Origin of the sequence: Heterorhizobium halophytocola (genome assembly GCF_017873095.1) — a bacterium.
Taxonomy (GTDB): Bacteria; Pseudomonadota; Alphaproteobacteria; order Rhizobiales; family Rhizobiaceae; genus Allorhizobium; species Allorhizobium halophytocola.
In genome coordinates this window covers 22,422-46,584 of record NZ_JAGGJU010000009.1, presented here as the reverse complement: position 1 = coordinate 46,584, position 24,163 = coordinate 22,422, and the positions used below count along the sequence as shown (strand labels likewise).

Genomic DNA, 24,163 nt, shown 5'->3' with positions numbered 1-24,163 from the left:
GATTCGGTTTTTCTTGAAGCCGATCCGCTCCCCTACCACATCGAGAAAGGCGGAGGACATGTCGTCCCCGCCTTTTGACCAAGGGTAGTGAGATGAATCAGTCAGCATTGCTGCGGCCGGATTGGACTCCGGCTACCGTTGTCTTGATGGTACTGGGTTTCATGGTGTTCTGGCCGCTCGGCCTGGCCATGCTGGCCTATATCCTGTTTGGCGAACGCTTCGGACACTTCAAGCGGGAAGCCAATTCACGCGTCGACGGCATGTTCTCGCGTTGCCGCCGCGCCAGCAACGGTTCGCAATTCCGTCACAACACCGGCAATGTCGCATTCGACGATTGGCGCAAGGCAGAGTTCGATCGCATCGAAGCCGAGCGCCGCAAGCTGGATGAGATGCGCGAGGAGTTCGACAGCTATCTGCGCGAACTGCGCCGTGCAAAGGACCAGGAAGAATTCGACCGCTTCATGCGCGACCGCGCCACCAAGCGGAACGAGGTCCAGGATTTCGACGGAGGCACCGCACCGGCCTGAGGCCGCCGGGACGGATAGCACAAGGCCCAACCACCAAAAGACCGGCACCCTGCGTGCCGGTTTTTCTCGTTTTCCGTCCGGCGAATCGTTTAAAGATCGGCCCCATGATCCTCTCACTTCGCACCCGGCGGCCAAGCCCGCCGCCAGCAGACCGCATCCTGAACATCGATGGCCGGTCGATGCCGCTGTCAATCCGGCAGAATCCGCGCTCGACCCGGATCGTGCTCAGGATCGAGCCCGGTGGCCGGGCACTGAAGATGACCGTGCCGCCCCGCATCAGCGAACGCGAGGTCGCCGATTTCCTCGACCGTTACCGGGGCTGGCTCGCAGCCCGGCTTTCGCGCTTCGAGGTCCACGGTGGTCTTTGCGACGGGGCGGAACTGGCACTGCGCGGGGTTGCCCACCGGATCGTCCACACCGGCAGTCTCAGGGGACTGACCGAAGCGACCGCCATCGACGGCGAACCGGTGCTGCGCGTCAGCGGCATGGAGGAACATATCGGCCGGCGCATCGCCGATTTCCTGAAAAAGGAGGCGCGGCGGGATCTGGAGGCCTTGGTCGAGCAGCACACAGCGGCTGTCGGCCGACCGGCGAAATCGCTGACCTTGCGCGATACCCGCAGCCGCTGGGGCTCCTGCACCCATGACGGTGCACTGAACTTCTCCTGGCGCATCGTCATGGCGCCGCCAAGGGTCATCGACTATCTCGCAGCCCACGAGGTGGCGCATCTGAAGGAGATGAACCACGGTCCGCGTTTCTGGGCGCTGTGCGAGAAGCTCTGCCCCGACATGGAGACCGGCAAGGCCTGGCTGAAACGCCATGGCTCGGGCCTGCACGCCATCGATTTCGGTTGATCCGAGACCCGACAAGGTCGCAATTTGGCTCGACTCTTTGACAGATTCGTGCGAGTCCGCTGCCATGAAACTGGATGTCAAGATCTGTGGGCTGAAAACACCGGATGCGACGGAACGAGCCCTTGCGCGCGGCGCGACCCATCTGGGCTTCATCTTTTTTGATAAGAGCCCGCGCAATATCGAGCCCGACCTCGCCGGCGAACTGGCGTCGCTCGCAAAGGGCAGGGCCAAGACGGTCGCGGTCACGGTCGATGCCGATGACGAGACGCTGGACGATATCGTCAGCCTGATGCAGCCCGACATACTGCAATTCCATGGGCATGAGAGCCCGGACCGGCTGCTGGCGGTCAAGGCGCTCTTCGGTCTGCCGGTGATGAAGGCCTTCTCGATCCGGACAGCCGATGATCTTGATCGGATCGATCCCTATATAGGGGTGGCAGACCGCTTCCTGTTCGACGCCAAGGCGCCTGCCGGATCCGATCTGCCGGGCGGCAACGGCGTGTCCTTCGACTGGAGACTGTTGCAGTCGCTTGACGCGGACATAAATTACATGCTTTCCGGTGGCCTCAACAAGGACAATGTGGCCGAGGCCCTGGCGGAAACCGGCGCGCGCGGCATCGATATCTCGTCGGGCGTGGAATCCGCACCCGGCGTCAAGAATGTCGACAGGATCGACGCGTTCTTCGATGCGGTGGACCTGGCGGGCAAGACGGCTTTGAAAGGGAGACTGACGTGAACGAAACTCCGAGACCGAATTCCTTCCGCGAAGGCCCGGACGAAGATGGCCGCTTCGGCATTTTCGGCGGGCGCTTCGTCGCTGAAACCCTGATGCCGCTGATCCTCGATCTGCAGGCCGAGTGGGACAAGGCCAAGGACGACCCGGCGTTTCAGGCCGAGCTGAAGAACCTCGGCACGCATTATATCGGCCGCCCGAGCCCGCTCTATTTCGCCGAGCGCCTGACCGAGCATCTCGGCGGCGCGAAGATCTATTTCAAGCGGGAAGAGCTGAACCACACGGGTTCGCACAAGATCAACAACTGCATCGGCCAGATCCTGCTGGCCAAGCGCATGGGTAAGACCCGGATCATCGCCGAAACGGGCGCCGGCCAGCATGGCGTTGCCTCGGCGACCGTCGCCGCGCGCTTCGGCCTGCCTTGCGTCGTCTATATGGGCGCCACCGACGTCGAGCGGCAGGCGCCGAACGTCTTCCGCATGAAGCTTCTCGGCGCCGAGGTAAAGCCGGTGACCGCCGGTCACGGCACGCTGAAGGACGCGATGAACGAGGCCCTGCGCGACTGGGTCACCAATGTCGACGACACCTATTACCTGATCGGCACGGCGGCCGGCCCGCATCCCTATCCGGAAATGGTCCGCGACTTCCAGGCCGTGATCGGCCAGGAAGCCCGCGAGCAGATCCTGGAGGCCGAGGGCAAGTTGCCGGATCTGGTGCTGGCTGCGGTCGGTGGCGGCTCCAACGCCATCGGCATCTTCCACCCGTTCCTCGACGATCGCGACGTGAAGATGGTCGGCGTCGAAGCCGGCGGCAAGGGCCTGTCGGGCGAGGAACATTGTGCCTCGATCACCGCCGGTTCGCCCGGCGTGCTGCACGGCAACCGCACCTATCTGCTGCAGGACGGCGATGGACAGATCAAGGAAGGCCACTCGATCTCGGCCGGCCTCGACTATCCCGGCATCGGCCCCGAACATGCATGGCTTGCCGATACCGGTCGCGTCGAATACGTGCCGATCATGGATGGCGAAGCTCTGGACGCCTTCCAGCTTTTGACCAAATTGGAAGGTATCATTCCGGCCCTGGAACCGGCGCATGCGATTGCCGAAGTGATCAAGAGGGCGCCTAACATGGGCAAGGACGAGATCATCCTGATGAACCTCTCCGGTCGCGGCGACAAGGACATCTTCACCGTCGGCAAGATTCTCGGAATGGAGCTCTGATCATGACGGCACGCATGGACAAACGGTTCGCCGATCTGAAGGCCGAGGGCCGTCCGGCCCTGGTCACCTATTTTATGGGCGGCGACCCGGATTACGACACCTCGCTGGCGATCATGAAGGCACTGCCGAAGGCAGGTTCCGACGTGATCGAACTCGGCATGCCGTTCTCCGATCCGATGGCCGATGGTCCGGCTATCCAGCTGGCCGGCCAGCGCGCCCTGAAGGCGGGCCAGACGCTTGCCAAGACCCTCGATCTGGCCCGTGCCTTCCGCCAGGAAGACGAGCACACGCCGATCGTGCTGATGGGCTATTACAATCCGATCTATGTCTACGGTGTCGAGCGCTTCCTGGCGGAGGCGCTGGATGCCGGGATCGACGGGCTGATCGTCGTCGACCTGCCGCCGGAGATGGATGACGAACTTTGCCTGCCGGCCCGCAAGCACGATATCAATTTCATCCGTCTGGCGACGCCGACGACCGATGAAAAGCGTCTGCCGGCCGTTTTGAAGAACACCTCGGGCTTCGTCTATTATGTCTCGATGACCGGGATCACCGGCTCGGCCCTGCCGGATACTGCGAAGGTGGCAGGCGCTGTCGGCCGCATCAAGGAACAGACCGACCTGCCGATCTGCGTCGGCTTCGGCGTCAAGACGGCCGAACAGGCCCGCCTGATCGGTGCGAGCGCCGATGGCGTCGTGGTCGGAACGGCGATCGTCAATCAGGTGGCCCTCAGCCTCGACAGCCAGAACTGGGCAACCGCCGACACGGTCGAGGCTGTGGCGACACTGGTCAGCGGCCTGGCCACAGGCGTGCGCCAGGCGCGGCCCGTGGCTGCGGAATAAGGCTAGCGCCGAGCAGAACTATCAGGAGACGTTGCAGTGAACTGGATCACCAATTACGTGCGCCCCCGCATCAATTCGATGCTTGGCCGGCGCGAAGTCCCGGAAAACCTCTGGATCAAGTGCCCGGAGACGGGCGAGATGGTCTTCCACAAGGACCTTGAGGAAAACAAGTGGGTCATTCCGGCCTCCGGCTTCCATATGAAGATGCCGGCCAAAGCCCGTCTGATCGATCTGTTCGACAGCGAATTCGAATCCCTGCCGCAGCCGAAGGTGGCGCAGGATCCGTTGAAGTTCCGCGATTCCAAGCGCTATGCCGACCGGTTGAAGGATAGCCGCATCAAGACCGAGCAGGAGGACACGATCCTCGCCGGTCTCGGCTTCGTCAAGGGGGTCAAGCTGGTTGCCGTGGTGCACGAATTCGCCTTTATCGGCGGCTCGCTCGGCATGGCAGCCGGTGAGGCGATCGTCAAGGCGGCGGAACGCGCGATTGCCGAGAAGTGCCCGCTGGTCATCTTCCCGGCCTCCGGCGGCGCGCGCATGCAGGAGGGCATCCTGTCGCTGATGCAGCTGCCGCGCACGACCATTGCCGTCGACATGCTGAAGGAAGCAGGCCTGCCTTATATCGTCGTGCTGACAAACCCGACCACGGGCGGGGTCACCGCGTCCTATGCCATGCTCGGCGATGTCCATATCGCGGAACCGGGTGCCGAAATCGGTTTTGCCGGCAAGCGCGTCATCGAGCAGACCTTGCGCGAGCAGCTGCCGGAAGGCTTCCAGACCTCGGAATACCTTTTGGAACATGGCATGGTCGACATGGTGGTGCACCGCCATGAGATCCCCGATGTCATGGCGCGCATCCTGCGGATGATGATGAAGCAGCCGCCGCTGGATACCCAGAAAAAGCTGCCTGCTCCCGCATTGGAAGCCGTAGAGCCAGCCTGAACGGCTGCTGCAATTGTGAGTCCATCATGATGCCAAGCACCGCGATCAGCGAGTCGGAAGTCGAGATTGAGCGGCTGATGGGGTTGCATCCCAAGGGCTTCGATCTTTCGCTGACCCGCATTACCCGTCTGCTCGAGGTTCTCGGCAATCCGCAGAACCGGTTGCCGCCGGTCATTCATGTTGCCGGCACCAACGGCAAGGGTTCCGTCTCGGCCTTCAGCCGTGCGCTGCTGGAAGCGGCGGGCCTCAGCGTCCACGTCCATACATCACCGCATCTGGTGAACTGGCAGGAGCGCTACCGGATCGGTCGCAAGGGCGAACCCGGGCGACTGGTCGACGATTCACGCCTGGCGGAAGTCCTGCGGCGCATCGCCAAGGCAAACGAGGGCCAGGCGATTACCGTCTTCGAAATCCTGACGGCTGCCGCCTTCGTCCTGTTTGCCGAAGAGCCGGCCGACGCGGTGATCATGGAAGTCGGCATGGGGGGCCGTTTCGACTGCACCAATGTGATCGACAAGCCGGCGGTGTCCGTGATCATGCCGATCTCGCTCGATCACCAGCCTTATCTCGGCGACCGGGTCGAACTGATTGCCGCCGAAAAGGCCGGCATCATGAAGCGCGGCTGTCCGGTGGTGATCGGCCAGCAGCCGTTCGACGCGGCGCTGGAAGTGCTGATGTCGACGGCCGAGCGGCTCGGCTGCCCGAGCAGTATTTACGGCCAGGATTTCGGTGCGCACGAGGAATTCGGGCGGCTGATCTATCACGACGAATTCGGGCTTTCCGACATTCCGCTACCGCGCCTGCTTGGCCGGCACCAGCATGCCAATGCCGCAGCGGCGATCCGTGCGGTGAAGGCCGCCGATTTTCCGGTGACCGAGGAGACCATGGAGCGTGCCATGGTGTCGGTCGAATGGCCGGGGCGCCTGCAGAAGCTGACCGAAGGCACGCTGCATCAGATGGCGCCGGCCGGCTGCGAACTCTGGGTCGATGGCGGCCATAATCCCGGCGCCGGCGAGGTTATCGCCGAAGCCATGGTGGGACTGGAAGAGCGCCAGCCGCGGCCGCTCTATCTCGTGACTGGCATGCTGAACACCAAGGACCCGGTCGGCTATTTCAAGGCCTTCTCGAGCATCGCCCGGCATGTCTACACGGTACCGATCAGCGGCACCGATAGCGCGCTCGATCCGGTCGTGCTGGCGGACGCGGCAGGCGAGGCGGGACTTGCAAGCTCGCCGGTCTCAAGTCTTGCCGAGGCGCTTGGCGCCATCACGCAGGCGGTCGGTGACCGCATGCCTGCGCCGCGCATCCTGATCGGCGGCTCGCTCTATCTGGCAGGCAATGCGCTCGGTCAGAACGGTACCCCGCCCAAATGAAAAAAGCCCGGCTGAGACCGGGCTTTTTTCATTTTCAGTGACAATTGGCGTTCAGGCTGCGCCGGAGATCCAGCTTGCAAGCGCGGTCTTCGGGGCTGCGCCGACCTTGATGTCGGCCACTTCGCCGCCCTTGAAGATGGCAAGCGTCGGGATCGAGCGAACGCCGAACTGGGCTGCCAGTTCCGGGTTTTCGTCGATGTTGAGCTTGGCGATCTTAACCTTGCCGGCCATCTCGGTGGCGATCTCTTCAAGGCTCGGGGCGATCATCTTGCAGGGACCGCACCACTCCGCCCAGAAGTCTACGACGACCGGCTCGGTCGAACCGAGAACCTCTGCCTGAAAGTTTGAATTGTCGACTTTTACCGTAGTCATCGGGTGCTCCTTTGAAATGGATGTTAGCCAACATGTGAGCATGCGGCGCGGCACTTTCAATGACCGTGTATTTCACAGTGTCTTGAGCTCGGCAAGCGCGGCCTCCATTCGCTCCGGCGGCAAGGTCACGACATTGGCCGTTTCGGTGTAGATCAGCAGGCATTCGATCGCCTGGCCGGGATAAAGCGGCTGCAGCAGCGCCCGGTAGATCGCCATCTGCGCCAGATGCGAGAACGGCACGTCGGCAGCATCCTCCGGCGGCCGGCGATTGGTCTTGTAGTCGAGCAGCACGACGCGGTCGTCAAGGACGGCCAAGCGGTCCAGCCGGCCGCTGACGGCGCGCTCTTCTCCACCGAGATCGAGCGTTCCCATGACGGAGACTTCCGCCTCGCCCTGTCCGTCGAAGACACCGGCCAGACCGGGATGGGCGAGCACGGCCAGCACGCGCTCCTGCAGGGCGCGACGCTCGTCCACCGGCCAGAACCGGGCCGCGCGGTCGAGATAGCGTTCTGCCGCCGCCGCGCGGTCCATAGGGGCGATGGCAGGCAGCACCTGCAGCATGCGATGGGTCAGCCGACCCTTCTGCAGCGCCAGGTCACCGGCCTGCTTGGGACCGAAGAGCCTGGAGGTGATGACAAGATCGGCTGCCCGATCCTCGATCACGACACCGGCGCCGGAAGGGCTCAAGGGACGCGGTAGGCGTTTCGACGCCGGCAATTGCCGCAGAAGGGCAGGCGGCAGGGAAATGTTTTCTTCTGGACGCGTCTGCGGCATGTGCTTCTCGAAGCGCTCAAGGGTGTCTGCCGTCTGCCAGACCAGCCCCTCCCACTCTGCGTCGGCACCGGAGAAGGTCTGCGGCCGGCAGGCGATCTCGTCCTGGCGCAGGGCCTGATCGATCATCATGTGCCAGATGTCCGGCACTTCGTAGCGGCCCCGATAGCCGCAGACGATCAGGCGATCTGCGGCCCGCGTCATGCCGACATAGAGCAGGCGGCGATATTCCTCTTCCGCCAGTCCGCGGGCGCGTTCGACATCGGCCGCGGCGATGTCGTTATCGAGCGCCTTGACCGGCATCCAGATCGGAAAGCTGTCGTCGCCATCCGGCGTCTGGATGAAGCGAAACTTCGCCAGGTGACTGGTGTTGAACGGCTTGCCGCCGCCGTCGACCAGGAAGACGACCGGCGCCTCCAGTCCCTTGGAGGCGTGCACGGTCATGATCCGCACTTCGTTACGCGCCTGGTCCTGCTCCCGCTTGATCACCGGCGCTTCGAGTTCAAGCGCGGAGATGAAGGCCTGCAGGCCCGGTAGCCCCGTTGTCTCGGAGGTCAGGGCGTGGCTGAGGAATTCATCCAGGATATCGGCGGCCTCGGTGCCGAGCCGCCCGAGGAATTTGCGCCGGCCACCGAAGCGGCCGAGCGCGGTGGCGAAGAATTCATGGGCCGTCGCGTCCCGCGAAAGCTCGATCATGCGCTGGAGATCGGCGCTGACCGAACGCCAGACGGTGTCGTCCTCGCGCGCGGCCTGTTCGATGAGGGCTGCAAACAGGCTGGCCTCCGCCGACCGGTAGGCGGCCAGTCCGTAGAGCTCTTCCTCCGTCCGGTTGAACAGCGGACTTTTCAGCAGGGCGGCCAGCGACAGGTCGTCTGCCTGCAGCAGCACGAAGCGCCCGAGCGCCAGCAGATCCTGGACGGCAATATGGGAGGTGAGCTTCAACCGGTCCGCGCCGCCGACCGGGATGTCGGAACGGCGCTTGAGTTCGCGTGTCAAGGCAGTGACGAAGCTGTCGCGCTTGCGCACCAGGACCAGGATATCGCCGGCCTCGACGGAGCGCTCGACGCCCTTGTCGACGATGGTATCATTGCCGATCATCCGTTCGATGTAATCGGCCATACGGCGGGCAAGGATCGCCGGCGGCGCGCTTTCGGGCGTGGCATCGAAGGGGGCTGTCCAGTCCTCGTCCTTGACCGGGATATCGGCGGCGATCATCTCCCAGAGTTCGGTGCGGCCCGGATGGCCGATACGGTTGGACATGTGGATGATTGCCTGCGGGTCGGCGCTCAGGCCGCGGGCATTGCCGGCAAAGCGGAAGACCTGGTCGACGGCCGACAGCACGGCATTGGTCGAGCGGAAGGAGAGCGGCAGGCGGATCGCGCTGAAATCGAGCCCGGCATGCGCGACTTCGCGGCCCGTGACCTTGCCCTCTTCGGCAAAGCGCTCGGGCCGGGCGCCTTGGAAAGAGTAGATCGACTGCTTTTCGTCGCCAACGGCAAAGAAGGTACGAAGGCCCGGGCGGGCCGACTGGCCGGCGAAGAAGTCTTCCCTGAGCGAGCGAATCACATCCCACTGGACGGGACTGGTGTCCTGGGCCTCGTCGACCAGCATGTGGTCGATGCCCTGGTCGAGCTTGTAGTGGATCCACGGGCCGGCATCGGAACGCAGCAGAAGCTGCGCCGTTCGAGCGATCAGATCCTCGAAGTCGAGCTGGCTGCGCCGCTTCTTCAGGTTCTCATAGTCCTCGATCAGACGGGAGGCCAGGGTCAGCGCGGCGACCGTCGCCTCGAACATGCGCAAGGTGTTCAGCCGGTCGATCGCACCGACCAAGTGTGTCTGGGCTTCTTCCAGGCTCTCCGCCAGCTCGGGAGCGGCCTGCTGCATCTTGGCGGTTGCCAGCGTCTTCAGCGATTTCGGCGATCCCGACTTGGTGAAGAAGGCATCCTGCAGGTGGCGCAGGCGCGCGAACGGGTCTTCCTCGGCGACGGCGCGGCGCAGGCTGTCGGCGATCGCCTGCGCGGTCACGCCACCCTTTTCCTCCGCAAGATCGATATAGAGGCTGAGGCGCGGCCCCGAGAGGCCGGCCAGCGGAAAGGCGGCCGACGCCAGCGCCTCCGGCGTATCCCCGGGCTCCAGCCGGAGGCGACGCCGCAGCAGCGGCTCGAAGCCCCCTCTTGGACCAGCGTAGGCAAGGAAGGCGGCGATGGCCCGGCGATTGGCAACGATCTCGCCGAGCAGCGTTTCCAGCCCGAATTCGTCGGCGAGCCCCAGCGCATGCTCGAAGGCCCAGGCGAGATCGGCGTCCTTGCCGAGGGCAGTCGCGGTCAGCAGCGATCGGCGCGCTTCGGCCAGCAGCGTGGCGGCAGCTGCGTCATCCAGCACGGAGAAATGCCCGGCGACATTGGCCTCCAGCGGAAACTGGTGCAGCAGCGCCTCGCAGAAGGCGTGGATGGTCTGGATCTTCAGGCCGCCCGGTGTCTCCAGCGCCTTGGCAAACAGGCGGCGCGCCTCGATGAGCTTGATCCGGTCCGGTTGCTTGTCCTCGATCGAGGCGATGCGTTTTGCCAGCTCCGCGTCGTCGAGGCGCGCCCATTCGGCAAGCCTGGAAAACACCCGGTTCGACATCTCCGATGCGGCCGCTTTGGTATAGGTCAGGCAGAGTATGGCAGATGGCCGGGCGCCGGCGAGCAGAAGCCGGATGACCCGCTGGGTCAGCACATGGGTCTTGCCCGAGCCGGCATTGGCCGACACCCAGGCCGAGCGCAAGGGGTCGGAGGCAAGCGCCTGTTGCGCCGTGGTCCAGTCGAGCGGATTTGCCCCTTCGGGCAGGATGGTGCCGTCACGCATCGCCGGCCTCCTCGGCTTCGGCCGTCGACCATTCGGCCACCCGCGCCAGATGATCGTAGTCGCCGGAGAAATCGGCCTGCATGAAGGGGACCAGCCGCGAGGCAAAGCCGCGCTCGCCTGTAGACAGCAGGTTGACGAAGCGGATCAGCTGGGCAATCGAATCCTGTGCGAGATCGACGGACGACTTGGCATTGTCGCCCTTGCCGGTCAGTTCGTTGTTCACCTGTTCCGAGAGGAAGCGTTCGCCGGGGCGCAGGCGCACATAGATCAGATGTTCGGGCCTCAGCGCCCCGACATCGCCAAAAGCGCCGGCGGCAAGGGCTGCGGCTTCGAGCGGCAATTGCGGATCGAGCAGGCTGCGGGCCTGTGCCATGCTTGGATTGGAGCCGGTCTTGTAGTCGATGATATCGGCAAAGCCGCCGGGCTTGATGTCGATCCTGTCGGCCACACCGCTGAGCCGAATGCCGGCATCGGCGATCTCATAGCCGCCGCGCACCTCCGTCAGGCTGCGGACCAGCCCGTCGGCGCGAGACGTCTCCCAGGCCATCAGTTGGCGGGCGATATCGCGGAAGCGATGGCGCCAGATCACCTCGATATGCAGCGGAAGCTGTTCTTCCGCGAAGGCTTCGGCGATGATCCGGTCGACCGCCGCGTCGCTGCCGGGCCCGAGCGTGCTCACGCTTTCGCGCACGAAGCGATCGACAATCGCGTGGTAGAGCGTGCCGCGCTCGGCGGGGCCCGGCTCGGCATTGAACGGGGCCAGCGGATCGAGCCGCAGGATGCGGCGCGCATATATCGAATAGGGATCGCGGCGCAGGCGCCCAACCTCGCTGAAGGAATATTTCTTCGGCTGCAAGGCGGCATCCGGTTTGGGGGCAGGGCGCGGGGAGGACGGCTGATTGTCGCCGGTATCCAAGAGCCGGGCATAGGCGCGGTACTGCTCGCCACGCGTCTTCAGGCCATCGTAGAACTGCGGACCGCCGAGCGCGACAAGCCGCTGCAGCCAGCGGGAGGCGACCGTCGGTGCGCCGCCCTGGCGCATGGACCGGGTGAAGATCAGCCTGCGCGTACCGCTTGCCATCTGGAAGTCGTGGGCAAGCTGGCCGATCTGCTGTTCCGGCGGCTCCAGCCCGATCTCCGTCTTCATCATCCGCGACAGGAAGGGATTGTTCTTGGTCTGCCCCGGCCAGGAACCCTCGTTGAGGCCGCCAAGCACGAGCATGTCCATCGATTGCAGCCGGGCCTCCAGCGTGCCGAAGATGAACACGCGGGGATGGCGCATGGCGCGGGGCTTGACTGCTTCGCCGGCGGTAAAGGCGACGACGAGGTCGATCCATTGCGGGCCATCGGCTTCGAGCGCGCCCTCGGTACCGACGATCTGCTCCAGCAGCGAGGCCAGCTTTTCGCCCGCCGCGTTGGACCAGAGACCGGCAAGATTACCGGTGTCGTCTGCGGCGACCGATTCCAGCACCCGGCCGCTGAGCTCGGCCCATTCGCGGATCGCAAGCTGCTTGCCGGCGGCATCGTGGAGGATTTCGACACTGTCGCGGATAGCGATCGCCAGATCCCGGGCAGCCGTGACCGCGTCTTCATCGAGGCGCGCGCGCCAAATGGGGGCGTGATGGCTTTCGGCCTGCGCCTCCAGGCTGCGGGCGAGCAGTTCGTCCAGCGTGCCGAGATGGACCTCGCGCACGCCGCCGCGCAGGGCCAGAAGCTCCAGCGCCTCGGCGGCGGAGCGATACTGCTCCTGCGACAGGCCGAACCGGGTGAGGGGATGCTTCAAGAGCGCGGTGACCGAAACCGGGTCGCCAGGCCGCAGCGCCGCTTCGAGCAGAAGCTGCAGCAGCGTGCCCTGCGGCGTGGCCGAGAGCGGCGTGCCGGCCGAATCATCGGCATCGATGCCGAAGCGTGCAAGCTCGGCGCGCACTCTTTTGGCGAGCTCGCGATCCGGGCTGAGAACGGCGACCCGGCTCTCGCCGTGGCGGCCGGGCTCCTCAAGCGCCAGCCGAAGGGCGACCGCGATGGCTGTTGCCTCTTCACGCTCGTTGGCGGCCTCGATCAGGCCGACATCGGCAAAGCCCGACTCGATCCGCTCGGGCCCGAATTCGTCGCGCCAGGCAATCCAGCCGTCCGTTGCCGCCGCTGGCGCCATGGCGCGAGACAGAACCTCCGCGCGGTCTGCGAGATCGGCGGGGGATTCCTCCAGCGGCAGTACGTCGTGGCGTTTGACGCCGAGACGCTCGACAAGCCGGTAGAGCCCGTATTGCGGATGACTGCGGCTGGCGGGGTCGGTGGAGATGCCTTCGGCAAGCACGGCACCGGCCTGATGCCAGTGTTCCTCCGGCATGGTCTGGTCGAGGCCCGGCAGGACGACAACGCCGTTTTCCAGGCCGGCAATGGCCGCGATCAGCTCGGCCGCTGCCGGGATCGAACCGGTCGACCCGGCAACGATCACCGGGGCTGTCGGATCGCCATCGGTACGGCTGGCGATGCGCCGGGCCTCGGCCTTCAGCAGGGCATTGCGATGACGCGCAGGCGCGGAGCGATTGAGTTCGGCGAGGCGTGCGGGCCAGAAGGCACTGGCGATCTCCAGGAAGTCGAGCGTCAGCTGCCACCAGCTCGCGACATTGCCGACCTGGATCTGCTTCAGCTGGCTCCAGTCGCGCTCTTCGGTTTCGACCGCATCGATCAGCTCCACCAAGGCGCGGGCCAGCCAGATGGCGTCGGCCGGACTGGCGGGCGCGACGAGCGGCGTGTCGGAATGGATTTCGCGGACGATGCTCGGCAGCTGGTTGCGCCAGGCCAGGATCAGTCGGCCGAGTTCGATCAGACGCGCGGTGCCGTTGATCGGGGGGGCGAGATCGAGGAGGGCCGGCGTATCGGTGTCGAAATAGCCGTCATCGTCCTCGGTTTCCCCGAGGGGCTTGATCACCGGCAGGATGGCCGAGCGTCCGCCCAGGATATCGACGAATTCGGAGCGCAGTTCACGGGCCGCACGGCGTGTCGGAACGAAGATCGTGGCGCGGGCAAGGTCCAGCGGCTTGGCGGGGTCATAGCGGAAACCGGGCGCGAGCCGGCCTTCGGTCAGTGCTGCCGCCAGCGCCCGCAAAAAGCCGACGCCCGGCGGGATGGTCCAGACCCTTGCATTGTCCCGCCGCTCCATCCGCTCAGGCCTCGCTGGTTTCGAGGGCGATGCGTCGCTCGGCGTCGCCGATCGCCTCGGGCGTGCCGACGGTAATCCAGTGGCCGGTCATCATCAGGCCGAAGAGCCGTCCGGCGCCGATCGCCTTGTCGAAATAGGCATTGAAATTGAAGGCGCCGTCCGGTGAGTCGTCCATCACGTCAGGCCGCATTAGGATGGCGCCGGCATAGACGACCGGGCTCGGATCGCCTTCCTGGTAGCGGCGCAGCGTCCCGTCGGGACCGAGCGAGAAATCGCGCTTGCCGTTGTGCCCGGTGGTGCGGTCCAGATCGATGCACAGCATCGCCATATCCATCGTCGCGGGATCGAAGAATTCGGCCAGACGCCGGAGATTGGAAGGTGTCCCTTCCTCGATCCAGAAGAGATCGGCATTCATCACGAAGACCGGATCACGGCCAAGACAGCCAAGGCCCTTGACCAGGCCGCCGCCGCTGTTGAGCAGGCCGTCGCGCTCGTCCGAAATGACGATCTCCATGCCGGGATAGTTGTCAAGATGCGTAAGCATCTGGTCGGCATGGTGATGCACGTTGACGGCGGCCCTCGTGACCCCGGCCTCCTTCAGGTGATCCAGCGCATAGTCGATCAGCGGCTTGCCGGCGACCTTGATAAGCGGTTTCGGCGTCGTGTCGGTGAGCGGACGCATGCGGGTGCCGAGCCCGGCTGCGAGCACCATTGCTTCGGTGATGGCCATTCGCCTTTATCGCGTTGATTCGGTCGCGCCGATTCCAGCCTTTGCGCACCAATCGCGCAAGGGGGCGAGGGCAGGATGGGAGAGCGCCGTGGAGAGATACCACAGTGTGCGGGGCATGTGCTTCATATAGTTGGGCTTGCCGTCGCGCCGGAGCAACCGCACCCAGAGCCCGTTCAGCTTGCAGGCGCGCTGTGCCGCCATGATGTGCCAGGCCTTGAGGAAGTTCTCACAGTCGAAATCGCCCTGTTCCGCCCGCAACGCGAGATAGCGCTGCATCAGCCGGTCGGCGAGCGGCGAGGGGATCGTCACGCGCGCGTCCTGGACGATCGAGACCACGTCATAGGCGAGGGGGCCGATCAGCGCGTCCTGGAAATCGATCAGGCCGATGCGGCGGATGCCGGCTTCTTGCGGACGCCAGATGATGTTGGGCGAATGAAAGTCGCGCAGCAGCAGGCCCTGTTCGGCGCCCTGCAGCTCGTCGTAAAGGGCGTTCCAGATATCCGCATAGTCCTGCTGCTCGCTATCGGTCGCCAAGGCGCCATCGCGTCTCCACGGCAGATACCAGTCGAGCAGAAGGCTTGTCTCGAAGGTCAGCGCGGCACGGTCGAACGGCGGGACGGTGTGGACATGGCCCGTGGCGAGCGTCACCTGAGGATCGAATGTCCGTCCATGCATCTCCGCCAGACATTCGACGGCCGCCTCATAACGCTCGGCGACCGGATCGCCATCGGCGTCGAGCACGCCCTCCTGACCGAGATCCTCGAGAACCAGCAGGCCGGCCTCGAGGTCGGCGGCGTGGATTGCAGGCACGGCAAAACCCTGCGCGCCGAGCAGATTGTCGACCGCCACGAAGGGCGCCACATCCTCGGCCAGATGCACGAGCTGCGAATAGGGCTTACCGTCCCTGATCGGCGGCCCGTTCGGCCGGCGAGGGGCATCCATCAGGACAAGCGACCGGCCATCCACGGTGTGGATCCGTTCATAGGCCCTGGTCGAGGCGTCGCCGATCAGAAACCGGCGGGCGGCGCCTGCATAGCCGTGATCGTCGAGAAACCGGCGGATGGCCAATACACGCTCGAGCCGGGCCAGCCTGGCGGCCGGGCCGGATATCTCGATGCGGCGGCCCGGACCTTCGAAACCGAAGGCGAGTGCCAGCCGTTCGGCCGGCAGATCATCGACCGCGCGTTCCGGCCATTCGATCAGGGCGATGCCGCCGTCGAGGATCTCCTCGAGCCCGAGTTCGTCGAGTTCGGAGGCATGGCCCAGCCGGTAGAGATCGAAATGGGCGATCGGCAGGCGCAGATCGTAAACCTGCACGAGGGTAAAGGTCGGGCTCGGCACCTCGAGCCCGGGATCGTCGGCAACGGCGCGGATCAGCGCCCGCGCGAGCGTCGATTTGCCGGCGCCGAGATCGCCGCTCAGCGTGACGCAGTCACCGGGTTTCAGCGCAAGCGCCAGATCCTCGCCGAAGCGCGCGGTGGCGGCGTCATCTTCGAGATAGAGGCTGAGCGAGGTGGCAGCGTCGCTCATTCGGCAGCGGCGATGCTCGGCGTTTCCACAGCCGATGGAATGCGGCAGGTGACCAGCGTGCCTTCACCGGTCTTGCTGTCGATCGTCACATCGCCGTTGTGCAGGCCGACAAAGCTCTTCACGATCGACAGGCCGAGACCGGCGCCGCTGCGCTTGCCGCCCCTGGGATTCGACGAGAAGCGTTCGAAGACGCTGGCCAGCTGTTCGTCGGGGATACCGCAGCCGTGATCGGCCACGGTGAAGACGAAATCGACACCCTCGCGCCAGCATTTCAGCTCGACGGCTGTCCCGTCGGGCGCGAAATTGACCGCATTGGTGAGGATCTTGATGAGGATCTGCTTCAGCCGCTGCTGGTCGGCGACAAGATGGCCGAGGCGGGCCGGCGAGGAGATGTCGAGGGTGACATTGCCCTCCTGCAGGCGGTCGGTCATCTGCAGCGACACGTCGTCCAAGAGGTCGTCGAGATCGATGTCCTCGTGGTTGAGGTGCATGATACCGGCGTCGACGGTTGCAAGATCCAGGATGTCGTTGACGATCGTCAGCAGCACGGCCGACGAGGTCGAGATGTGATCGATATACTGGGCCTGACGCTCGTTGACCGGGCCGATCGCAGGCGTCTTCAGCAGGTCGGTAAAGCCGATGATGTTGGTGAGCGGCGAGCGCAGTTCGTAGGAGACGTGCTGGACGAAATCGTTCTTCAGCTCGTCGGCCTTTTGCAGCGCCTCGTTCTTTTCCGTCAGCGCCCGTTCGGCGCGCACGCTGTCGGTCATGTTGACGAAGGTCAGCATGGTCTGGGCGTTGGACAGCGGGATCACGGCGTAGTCGAGCACGAGGCCGGAATAGAGCTCCATCGTCCCCTGCAGCGACGGGCGTTCGTCGTCGAAACTGGTGATCATCCGGCCGAAGGTCTTCCAGCCGTCCGTCTTGTCATAGGAGGCGGAGCAGGCCGATTCGATCGCCTGGATATGGGCGCCGGGCTTGGCGACTTCCTCTGTGATGCCCCAGAGAGCCCTGAAGGCGGGGTTCGACAGCTTCAGTCGGCCATCGGGACCGAACACGGCGACGCCTTCCGACAGGTGATCGATGGTTTCGCCCTGCACGCGCAACAGCGTGTTGTAGCGGGTTTCCAGATCGACCTGTTCGGTCATGTTTTCGAATACCCAGGTGGCGCCGCCCTGGGGATGCGCCGACATGATGACCCTGAGGATCTGGCCGTTGGGCAGGTGCCAGAGGTCCGTGTGGGTATCGAGCGAGCGATAGACCGCCAGCGCCTGCTCTTTCCAGGTCCGCCAGTTCAGCTGCTCGGGCAGCTTCTTTTCCGAGCGCAAACGATCGAGCAGCTGGCTGTTGTCCGGATGGCTTTCGAGGAAGGGTGTGTCGAGTTCCCAGAGCTGGGCGAAGGCCTGATTGTAGAACTGCAGATGCCGGGCGCCATCGAAGATCGCGACCGGTGTCGCCAGGTGATCCAGCGTGTCTGCGTGGCTCTTCAGGGTTCGCGACAGCTCCTCGCGCACAGCCTCGATCTGGCTGACATCGAGCGCCATGCCGCAGGAGCCATCGGCGCTCTTGGCATCGACGACATCGAGAAAGGCGCGATTGCCATGGATCACGGTAGAAACGGTGCCGTGATAGGGCGAAACATCGGTGGCGCGTGCCTTGATGGTTGCGCGGTCGACGGTGCCGAGGATTTCGCGCTGCTCACCCGTCGCCTGTTCCGGCGACAGGGCTTCCACAGCCTCTCCATAGGCATGGTTGACCCAGATCAGCTTGCCGTCTGCGTCGCGCCGCCAGACCGGCTGCTCGATGGAGTTCAACAGCGCTTCGAACGCGCTGATCGACGACATCAGCCGGTTCTTTTCGATCTTCAGCTCGGCGAGATCGGCGCGCAGATTGTTGAGGGCGACGAAGCGGGCAAAGGCGCGGCCGCCGGAAACGCGGCCCTGGACTTCGAGAATTTCGCCGCGCTGCGTCTCGACCACGATGTCGAAGCTGCGGGCATCGACGCGCAGCGATTCCAGCGCGCGCTCCAGATCGATGGCCGAATTGGATTTGAGCCAGCGGCCAAAGGCCAGGAAATCCCGGTCACTCGTCGGGGCACCGGTCTCCGCCGGCAGCTGGCCGAGGATATCGGCCTTGCCGCTGTGCCCTTCCCAGACGACGATCCGGCGGTTCTTGTCGGCGATCAACGCCTCGTAACGCGAGATGCGCTGCTGTGCGTCGGCCAGGACCGAGCGCATCTCTTCGCCCTCGGCTTCGATATTGCTCTTCTGCCGCACCAGCCAGAGGGCCGAAAGCAGGCTTGCCGAAAACAGCCCGACAACGATCGAGAAGCCGATCATCTCGGCCGAGGAAAAGGCGCGTGGATCGTTGAGAAACGGAAGGCCGATCTGGGCAAAAGCCGAGACCGGCACGAGAGCCAGCGCGCTGCCGACCAGGCATCCGCGTCTCAGGCGTCGCAAGACGCCGAGGGCCGCCCGCCCACCGACCGGTGCCGCGCCCTGTTCCATGTCGTGGTCCTGCCTCGCACAGGAGACCACATCGCGGGACACGATAAGTGTCCGCGACCGTTCAATTCGTTCTACCGACATCCTCGGTCTGTCTCCGTCCTATGTGCCGCATCTCGACAAGACATCCCATATTCGCCTGCGAAGCTTGCCGCAAACAGACGAATCAAGTGTCAAAAACAATACTGCCGAACGGATTTGCCGGGAAGGGCGAGGCGGAAAAAAGAAAGCGCGGCCTTTGTCAAGGCCGCGCCATACTACATCTTGTGGATAGTCGGCGGTCGATCAATAGCGGTAGTGATCGGCCTTGAACGGACCCTGAGGCGTAACGCCGATATAAGACGCCTGCTCATCGGACAGCTTGCTCAACTTCACGCCAAGCTTTTCGAGGTGAAGGCGCGCGACCTTTTCGTCGAGGTGCTTCGGCAGGACATAGACCTTGTTCTCGTACTCGTCGCCCTTGGTGAAGAGTTCGATCTGGGCCAGCACCTGGTTGGTGAACGAAGCCGACATGACGAAGGACGGGTGGCCGGTGGCATTGCCGAGGTTCAGCAGGCGGCCTTCCGACAGCAGGATCATGCGCGAACCCTTGGGGAACTCGATCATGTCGACCTGCGGCTTGATGTTCGTCCATTTCAGGTTGCGCAGGGCGGAGACCTGGATCTCGTTGTCGAAGTGGCCGATATTGCCGACGATCGCCATATCCTTCATCTCGCGCATGTGCTCGATGCGGATGACGTCCTTGTTGCCGGTGGTGGTGACGAAGATGTCGGCGGAGGAGACGACGTCCTCGAGCTGCACGACCTCGAAGCCGTCCATGGCAGCCTGAAGGGCGCAGATCGGATCGATCTCCGTGACCTTGACGCGGGCGCCGGCGCCGCGAAGCGAGGCTGCCGAGCCCTTGCCCACATCGCCGTAGCCGCAGACGACGGCAACCTTGCCGGCCATCATCACGTCGGTTGCACGGCGGATGCCGTCGACCAGCGATTCCTTGCAGCCGTATTTGTTGTCGAACTTGGACTTGGTGACCGAATCGTTGACGTTGATCGCCGGGAAGGGCAGGAGGCCCTTCTGCGACAGCTGGTAGAGACGGTTGACGCCTGTCGTGGTTTCTTCGGTGACGCCCTGGATGGCGTCACGCTGGCGGGTGAACCAGCCCGGCGAGGCTTCCAGCCGCTTCTTGATCTGGGCGAAGAGAATTTCCTCTTCTTCCGATTCCGGGTTCTTCAGGATGTCCTCGCCGGCTTCGGCGCGGGCGCCGAGCAGGATGTACATGGTTGCGTCGCCACCGTCATCGAGGATCATGTTGGAGACGCCGCCATCGGTCCACTGGAAGATCCGGTCGGTGTACTGCCAGTATTCGGTGAGGCTTTCGCCCTTGACCGCATAGACCGGAATGCCGGCGGCGGCGATCGCCGCAGCGGCATGGTCCTGGGTCGAGAAGATGTTGCACGAGGCCCAGCGGACTTCGGCGCCGAGCGCCACCAGCGTTTCGATCAGCACGCCGGTCTGGATGGTCATGTGCAGCGAGCCGGTGATGCGCGCGCCCTTCAGCGGCTTTGATTCGCCGAATTCGCTGCGGCAGGCCATCAGGCCCGGCATTTCGGTTTCGGCGATGTCGAGTTCCTTGCGACCGAAATCTGCAAGAGAAATATCAGCGACGATATAATCTTGGGTGTTGCTCATGAAGCGTCTCCAGCCTGGTTCGGGCGCAGTCGTTGGATCGCTGCGCGCGCTCACGTCCCTCAACGTCGAGAAGGACTTTTCGGAGAGTGGAGATAGCAGGGTTCGGCCGGAATGACAACCGTGACATAAAGAAGTCTTTATATCTTTATGTCATATTGGTCAGGCTTCCTCGCCGAACTTGTCGTTGACCAGCGACTCCAGCGCATCCAGCGCTTCGGTGGCCTGCACCCCCTCGGCAGTCACCAGGATGCGGCAGCCGGGACTGGCAGCCAGCATCATCAGGCCCATGATGGAGGTACCGCCGACCGTCGTTCCGTCCTTTGCAACGGTGATCTGCGCGTCGTAGCCGCCGACTGTCTGGACGAATTTCGCCGACGCGCGGGCATGAAGGCCGCGTTTGTTGATAATCAGGAGTTCACGCGCAAGCGACATAAGGGAATCCGGTCCGGGTCACTTGCCGCTGAGAACGCGGCTGGCGACGTTGATATATTTCCGCCCGGCTTCGGCCGCTTCGACCAATGCCTTTTCCATGTCGTTGTCGGCACGCACGCCGGCAAGCTTGATCAGCATGGGCAGATTGACGCCGGCAATGACTTCGATGCGGCCGCTGTTCATCACCGAGATGGCCAGATTGGACGGCGTGCCACCGAACATGTCGGTCAGGATGACCACGCCGTGGCCATTGTCGGCACGCAAGACTGCGTCGAGAATGTCCTGGCGACGTTGGTCCATGTCGTCTTCGGGACCGATCGATACCGTCTCGATGCACTTCTGCGGTCCGACCACATGTTCCAATGCGTGAAGAAATTCTTCCGCCAGCTTGCCATGGGTGACAAGCACTAGTCCGATCATTCTTTCAGTCCCTTTGCTGACGCAAGTTCGGCAAATATCCTAATGTAACGGGTTCGTCCATTGGTGGCCGTCCATCTTGGTTATGTGAACGCCAAGCGCAAGCTCAAAATTGGGGGCTCCCCGTAGCGAGGGGCGCGGCAAGGGTCGCGAGGATGGCCTCGATGGCGGCAAGCGGCGCGACGGCATCGCGCGGAATGACCACCAGAGGCAGATCAATGCCATGCCCGGGCGCAAAGCGCAGATCCGCCGGTGGAAGGCGCTCTGCGTCGGGGCCGACCGGCTGAACGGCGACATCGATCAGGCAGCGCCTCTGGCTTGCGACCTTGACGATGGCACTCTGCCGCAGCTCGATCAGGCCGGCGATGCTGTCGGGGCGCGTTGCAATGACACCCCGCTCGAAAATTTGCAGAAAAACCTGGTCATCGGCAACGAGGGCGGCATGCCGCCCGTGGCCGGACGCTTCGGCGAGGCAGCGAAAGGCGAGGGCGGATTTTCCGCTGCCGGACGGTCCGGTAAAGAGAATGCCGCGATGTCCGGCGACGATGACGGTCGCATGGAGATTGATGCCTCCATTGCTCATGCCGGATTTTCCGTCGGCAGGGTCAGGATGAAGCGCGCGCCCTTGAAGCCTTCGCCGCTCTCGTCCGGCACGTTTTCCGCCCGCAGACTGCCGCCATGCGCTTCGGCGATCTGGCGGCTGATCGACAGGCCGAGACCGGAGTTCTGGCCGAAGGACTCGCCTTCGGGCCGGTCCGTATAGAAGCGCTCGAAGATCCGATCGATGTTTTCCGCCTGGATGCCGGGGCCGTTGTCCTCGACCTGGACGATGCAGCGGGTCCGGGTGCGCGAGAGCCTGACGACGATCCGTCCGGTCTTTTCGGGCACGAAGGAGCGTCCGTTCTCGATCAGGTTGGTGATGATCTGGCCGAGGCGAAGATCATAGCCGGTAACGACGAAGTCCTTCTTCGTGCCGGCCTTTTGGTCGAGCACATAGTCGATCTTCACCTGCTTCTTGCTGGCGCTGATCTGCCGGGAGACGTCGACCAGGTCGGTGAGCAGCACATTGAGATCGACGGTCTTGGAATCACTGCGCGCCAGTTCCGCGTCCAGCCGCGATGCGTCCGAAATGTCGCTGATCAGGCGGTCGAGGCGGCGCACGTCATGCTGGATGATATCGAGCAGCTTCTGCTTCGATGTCTCGTTGCGGGCCAGCGGCAGGGTCTCGACGGCGCTGCGCAGCGAGGTCAGCGGGTTTTTCAGCTCGTGGCTGACATCGGCGGCAAAGCTTTCGATCGCATCGATGCGGTCGTAAAGCGCGGTCGTCATGTCGCGCAGCGCCAGTGACAGGTTGCCGATCTCATCCTGGCGGGCCGAGAAGTCCGGGATTTCCTGGCGCTCCTTGGCGCCCCGCCTGACCCTGACCGCTGCCGCCGAGAGGCGCCGCAGCGGGTTGGCGATGGTCGACGACAACAGAAGCGACAGCAGGATGTTGACCAACGTCGCGACGCCTGCAACGCGCAGGATCGCCAGGCGCTCGGCATGCACGATCTTGTCGATGTCGCCGGCCTGGGTGGACAGCAAAAGCACGCCGAGCACCGCGCGGAAACGCTGGACGGGCACGGCGACCGAGACGATGAGTTCGCCGTTTTCCGTGACCCGCACCACGGCGCCGCGCACGCCGGTCAGTGCATTCATCACTTCCGGGTAGATCGAGCCGTCACCGCCCGGCGCTTCCTTGTAGAGCGGCAGGTTGCCCGGCTGCAGCAGGCGGTTGAACATCCGGTTGAAGAATTCCGCCCAGCTGGTCGTCTCGCCGTCGGGTGGGGGCAGATCGTAGCGAAGCACCTGGCCGCGCGAATAGAGATGGCGGGAATCGAGCAGCAGATTGGCATCCGCGTCGAACAGGCGTGCACGCGTGCGGGTCGGCGAAATCAGCCGCCGGAGAACAGGGGCGACCCGCTCGGGATTGATCGGAAATTCCAGATCCTCGTCGTTCGGCACCGGGGTGATGCTCTGGCCGGCCTGCAGCTCCAGCAGTTTTTCCGGATCGATGGTGATCGAATTGGTGTCGACCGATGCCGAGGCGGAGATGGCACCCGCAATGATCTCACCCTGGGTCAGCAGGCTTTCGACGCGCGCATCGATCAGGCCTTCGCGAAACTGGTTGAGGTAAAGAATGCCGCCGACCAGCACGACCAGTGCCGCCAGGTTGAAGAACATGATCCGGCGCGTGAGGCTGGAAAACAGCGCATTGCCGAAGATCCGCCGGATCAGTGTGAACGGATGGCCGAACATGCGCCGGCGCGGCTGATGCGCGTCGTCGAGATCGTCGATGTCAATGTCAGATACGCGTCTGGCCAACCGTCAAACCCTTGGGGCGCGCGCCGGGGCGGGCTCAGCCGCCCCCGACGCCATGTCCGGAACTTTGCGCCGCACTCACGCCGCTTCGCGGAACCGGTATCCGACACCGTACAGTGTTTCAATCATGTCGAAGTCGTTATCGACCATCTTGAACTTCTTGCGCAAGCGCTTGATGTGGCTGTCGATGGTCCGGTCGTCGACATAGACCTGCTCGTCATAGGCCGCATCCATCAGGGCATCGCGGCTCTTGACGACACCGGGGCGCTGGGCGAGGGCCTGGAGGATGAGGAATTCGGTGACGGTCAGGGTCACCGGATCGCCCTTCCAGGTGCAGGTATGCCGCTCCTCGTCCATGGCCAGTTGACCGCGCTCCAGCGTGCGCGCCGCCTGGTCGCCGGGGCTGCGCGCGCCGCCTGTGATCGCTGCCGTATCGCGGCTTGCAGCACGGCGCAGGATCGCTTTTACGCGTTCGACCAGCAGGCGCTGCGAAAACGGCTTGGTGATGAAATCGTCGGCGCCCATCTTCAGGCCGAACAATTCATCGATCTCCTCATCCTTGGAGGTCAGGAAGATCACCGGAAGGTCGGATTTCTGGCGCAGGCGGCGCAGCAGTTCCATGCCGTCCATGCGCGGCATCTTGATATCGAAGATCGCCAGCTGCGGCGGCCGGCCGAGCAAGCCCTCCAGCGCCGATGCGCCGTCCGTATAGGTCTCGACCTTGTAGCCTTCAGCCTCCAGGGCGATCGACACGGAGGTCAAGATGTTGCGATCGTCATCTACGAGCGCGATGGTCTGCATAATGCTTGTCTCCGTCATCATCATTCGGCTCCCTCAACAAGAGGAGACCGCTTTTGGG

Annotated in this window: 19 protein-coding genes; 7 read left to right on the top strand and 12 right to left on the bottom strand. The window is 64.0% G+C overall.

The window, feature by feature from the left end:
• Positions 1-92 precede the first annotated feature (92 nt).
• From J2Z17_RS16275 to J2Z17_RS16245, 7 genes are all read left to right on the top strand, one after another.
• A complete protein-coding gene (locus J2Z17_RS16275; RefSeq protein WP_209946689.1) occupies positions 93-527 on the top strand; it encodes a DUF2852 domain-containing protein in 435 nt (144 codons plus the stop codon).
• A 104-nt stretch (positions 528-631) separates the two neighbouring features.
• On the top strand, positions 632-1,381 hold the full coding sequence (locus J2Z17_RS16270; protein ID WP_209946688.1) for a M48 family metallopeptidase: 750 nt from the start codon (positions 632-634) through the stop codon (positions 1,379-1,381).
• A gap of 64 nt (positions 1,382-1,445) precedes the next feature.
• Positions 1,446-2,117 carry a phosphoribosylanthranilate isomerase gene (locus tag J2Z17_RS16265; protein ID WP_209946687.1) on the top strand — a complete coding sequence of 224 codons (672 nt, stop codon included), beginning with the start codon at positions 1,446-1,448 and terminating at the stop codon, positions 2,115-2,117.
• Positions 2,114-3,334 (top strand): tryptophan synthase subunit beta, encoded by a 1,221-nt coding sequence (gene trpB, locus J2Z17_RS16260; RefSeq protein ID WP_209946686.1) that lies wholly within the window; start codon positions 2,114-2,116, stop codon positions 3,332-3,334. Before J2Z17_RS16265 ends, trpB begins: the two co-directional genes overlap by 4 nt.
• Positions 3,335-3,336: 2 nt before the next feature.
• On the top strand, positions 3,337-4,176 hold the full coding sequence (trpA, locus tag J2Z17_RS16255; RefSeq protein ID WP_209946685.1) for a tryptophan synthase subunit alpha: 840 nt from the start codon (positions 3,337-3,339) through the stop codon (positions 4,174-4,176).
• Between the two features lie 36 nt (positions 4,177-4,212).
• Complete coding sequence (gene accD / locus J2Z17_RS16250; protein WP_209946684.1) at positions 4,213-5,118, top strand: acetyl-CoA carboxylase, carboxyltransferase subunit beta; 906 nt, start codon at positions 4,213-4,215, stop codon at positions 5,116-5,118.
• A gap of 29 nt (positions 5,119-5,147) precedes the next feature.
• Positions 5,148-6,491: a bifunctional folylpolyglutamate synthase/dihydrofolate synthase gene (locus J2Z17_RS16245; protein ID WP_209946879.1), complete on the top strand. Its 1,344-nt coding sequence runs from the start codon at positions 5,148-5,150 to the stop codon at positions 6,489-6,491.
• A gap of 51 nt (positions 6,492-6,542) precedes the next feature.
• Here J2Z17_RS16245 and trxA read toward each other — a convergent pair whose 3' ends face one another.
• The 12 genes from trxA to J2Z17_RS16185 all read right to left on the bottom strand — a co-directional run bounded on the left by trxA (position 6,543) and on the right by J2Z17_RS16185 (position 24,105).
• Positions 6,543-6,863 carry a thioredoxin gene (trxA, locus tag J2Z17_RS16240; RefSeq protein WP_209946683.1) on the bottom strand — a complete coding sequence of 107 codons (321 nt, stop codon included), beginning with the start codon at positions 6,861-6,863 and terminating at the stop codon, positions 6,543-6,545.
• Between the two features lie 72 nt (positions 6,864-6,935).
• Positions 6,936-10,481, bottom strand: coding sequence for a double-strand break repair helicase AddA (gene addA / locus J2Z17_RS16235; RefSeq protein ID WP_209946682.1), 3,546 nt, complete (start codon positions 10,479-10,481; stop codon positions 6,936-6,938).
• Positions 10,474-13,644, bottom strand: coding sequence for a double-strand break repair protein AddB (gene addB / locus J2Z17_RS16230; RefSeq protein WP_209946681.1), 3,171 nt, complete (start codon positions 13,642-13,644; stop codon positions 10,474-10,476). The genes addA and addB overlap by 8 nt, the downstream gene beginning before the upstream one ends.
• A 4-nt stretch (positions 13,645-13,648) precedes the next feature.
• Positions 13,649-14,374 carry a nucleotidyltransferase family protein gene (locus J2Z17_RS16225; RefSeq protein ID WP_209946680.1) on the bottom strand — a complete coding sequence of 242 codons (726 nt, stop codon included), beginning with the start codon at positions 14,372-14,374 and terminating at the stop codon, positions 13,649-13,651.
• 6 nt (positions 14,375-14,380) lie between these two features.
• The gene (gene tsaE / locus J2Z17_RS16220; RefSeq protein ID WP_209946679.1) at positions 14,381-15,904 is read right to left on the bottom strand and encodes a tRNA (adenosine(37)-N6)-threonylcarbamoyltransferase complex ATPase subunit type 1 TsaE; all 1,524 of its coding nucleotides are present in this window, start codon (positions 15,902-15,904) and stop codon (positions 14,381-14,383) included.
• Positions 15,901-18,411 carry a sensor histidine kinase gene (locus J2Z17_RS16215; protein ID WP_209946678.1) on the bottom strand — a complete coding sequence of 837 codons (2,511 nt, stop codon included), beginning with the start codon at positions 18,409-18,411 and terminating at the stop codon, positions 15,901-15,903. Before J2Z17_RS16215 ends, tsaE begins: the two co-directional genes overlap by 4 nt.
• Positions 18,412-18,693: 282 nt before the next feature.
• Positions 18,694-20,094, bottom strand: coding sequence for an adenosylhomocysteinase (ahcY, locus tag J2Z17_RS16210; protein ID WP_209946677.1), 1,401 nt, complete (start codon positions 20,092-20,094; stop codon positions 18,694-18,696).
• Positions 20,095-20,253: 159 nt separating this feature from the next.
• Positions 20,254-20,526 carry an HPr family phosphocarrier protein gene (locus J2Z17_RS16205; protein WP_209946676.1) on the bottom strand — a complete coding sequence of 91 codons (273 nt, stop codon included), beginning with the start codon at positions 20,524-20,526 and terminating at the stop codon, positions 20,254-20,256.
• An 18-nt stretch (positions 20,527-20,544) separates the two neighbouring features.
• The gene (locus J2Z17_RS16200; protein WP_209946675.1) at positions 20,545-20,946 is read right to left on the bottom strand and encodes a PTS sugar transporter subunit IIA; all 402 of its coding nucleotides are present in this window, start codon (positions 20,944-20,946) and stop codon (positions 20,545-20,547) included.
• Positions 20,947-21,049: 103 nt separating this feature from the next.
• A complete protein-coding gene (locus J2Z17_RS16195; protein WP_209946674.1) occupies positions 21,050-21,526 on the bottom strand; it encodes an HPr kinase/phosphorylase in 477 nt (158 codons plus the stop codon).
• Complete coding sequence (locus J2Z17_RS16190; protein WP_209946878.1) at positions 21,523-23,241, bottom strand: stimulus-sensing domain-containing protein; 1,719 nt, start codon at positions 23,239-23,241, stop codon at positions 21,523-21,525. The genes J2Z17_RS16195 and J2Z17_RS16190 overlap by 4 nt, the downstream gene beginning before the upstream one ends.
• A gap of 141 nt (positions 23,242-23,382) precedes the next feature.
• Entirely contained in the window at positions 23,383-24,105 is a 723-nt protein-coding gene (locus J2Z17_RS16185; RefSeq protein ID WP_209946673.1) for a response regulator transcription factor, read from the bottom strand.
• Positions 24,106-24,163: the final 58 nt, after the last annotated feature.

Coding starts and splice junctions, on each gene's coding strand:
- J2Z17_RS16275 (WP_209946689.1), top strand. CDS start 93: ATGAATCAGTCAGCATTGCTGCGGCCGGATTGGACTCCGGCTACCGTT.
- J2Z17_RS16270 (WP_209946688.1), top strand. CDS start 632: ATGATCCTCTCACTTCGCACCCGGCGGCCAAGCCCGCCGCCAGCAGAC.
- J2Z17_RS16265 (WP_209946687.1), top strand. CDS start 1,446: ATGAAACTGGATGTCAAGATCTGTGGGCTGAAAACACCGGATGCGACG.
- trpA (WP_209946685.1), top strand. CDS start 3,337: ATGACGGCACGCATGGACAAACGGTTCGCCGATCTGAAGGCCGAGGGC.
- J2Z17_RS16245 (WP_209946879.1), top strand. CDS start 5,148: ATGCCAAGCACCGCGATCAGCGAGTCGGAAGTCGAGATTGAGCGGCTG.
- trxA (WP_209946683.1), bottom strand. CDS start 6,863: ATGACTACGGTAAAAGTCGACAATTCAAACTTTCAGGCAGAGGTTCTC.
- addA (WP_209946682.1), bottom strand. CDS start 10,481: ATGCGTGACGGCACCATCCTGCCCGAAGGGGCAAATCCGCTCGACTGG.
- addB (WP_209946681.1), bottom strand. CDS start 13,644: ATGGAGCGGCGGGACAATGCAAGGGTCTGGACCATCCCGCCGGGCGTC.
- J2Z17_RS16225 (WP_209946680.1), bottom strand. CDS start 14,374: ATGGCCATCACCGAAGCAATGGTGCTCGCAGCCGGGCTCGGCACCCGC.
- tsaE (WP_209946679.1), bottom strand. CDS start 15,904: ATGAGCGACGCTGCCACCTCGCTCAGCCTCTATCTCGAAGATGACGCC.
- J2Z17_RS16215 (WP_209946678.1), bottom strand. CDS start 18,411: ATGGAACAGGGCGCGGCACCGGTCGGTGGGCGGGCGGCCCTCGGCGTC.
- ahcY (WP_209946677.1), bottom strand. CDS start 20,094: ATGAGCAACACCCAAGATTATATCGTCGCTGATATTTCTCTTGCAGAT.
- J2Z17_RS16205 (WP_209946676.1), bottom strand. CDS start 20,526: ATGTCGCTTGCGCGTGAACTCCTGATTATCAACAAACGCGGCCTTCAT.
- J2Z17_RS16200 (WP_209946675.1), bottom strand. CDS start 20,946: ATGATCGGACTAGTGCTTGTCACCCATGGCAAGCTGGCGGAAGAATTT.
- J2Z17_RS16195 (WP_209946674.1), bottom strand. CDS start 21,526: ATGAGCAATGGAGGCATCAATCTCCATGCGACCGTCATCGTCGCCGGA.
- J2Z17_RS16190 (WP_209946878.1), bottom strand. CDS start 23,241: ATGTTCGGCCATCCGTTCACACTGATCCGGCGGATCTTCGGCAATGCG.
- J2Z17_RS16185 (WP_209946673.1), bottom strand. CDS start 24,105: ATGCAGACCATCGCGCTCGTAGATGACGATCGCAACATCTTGACCTCC.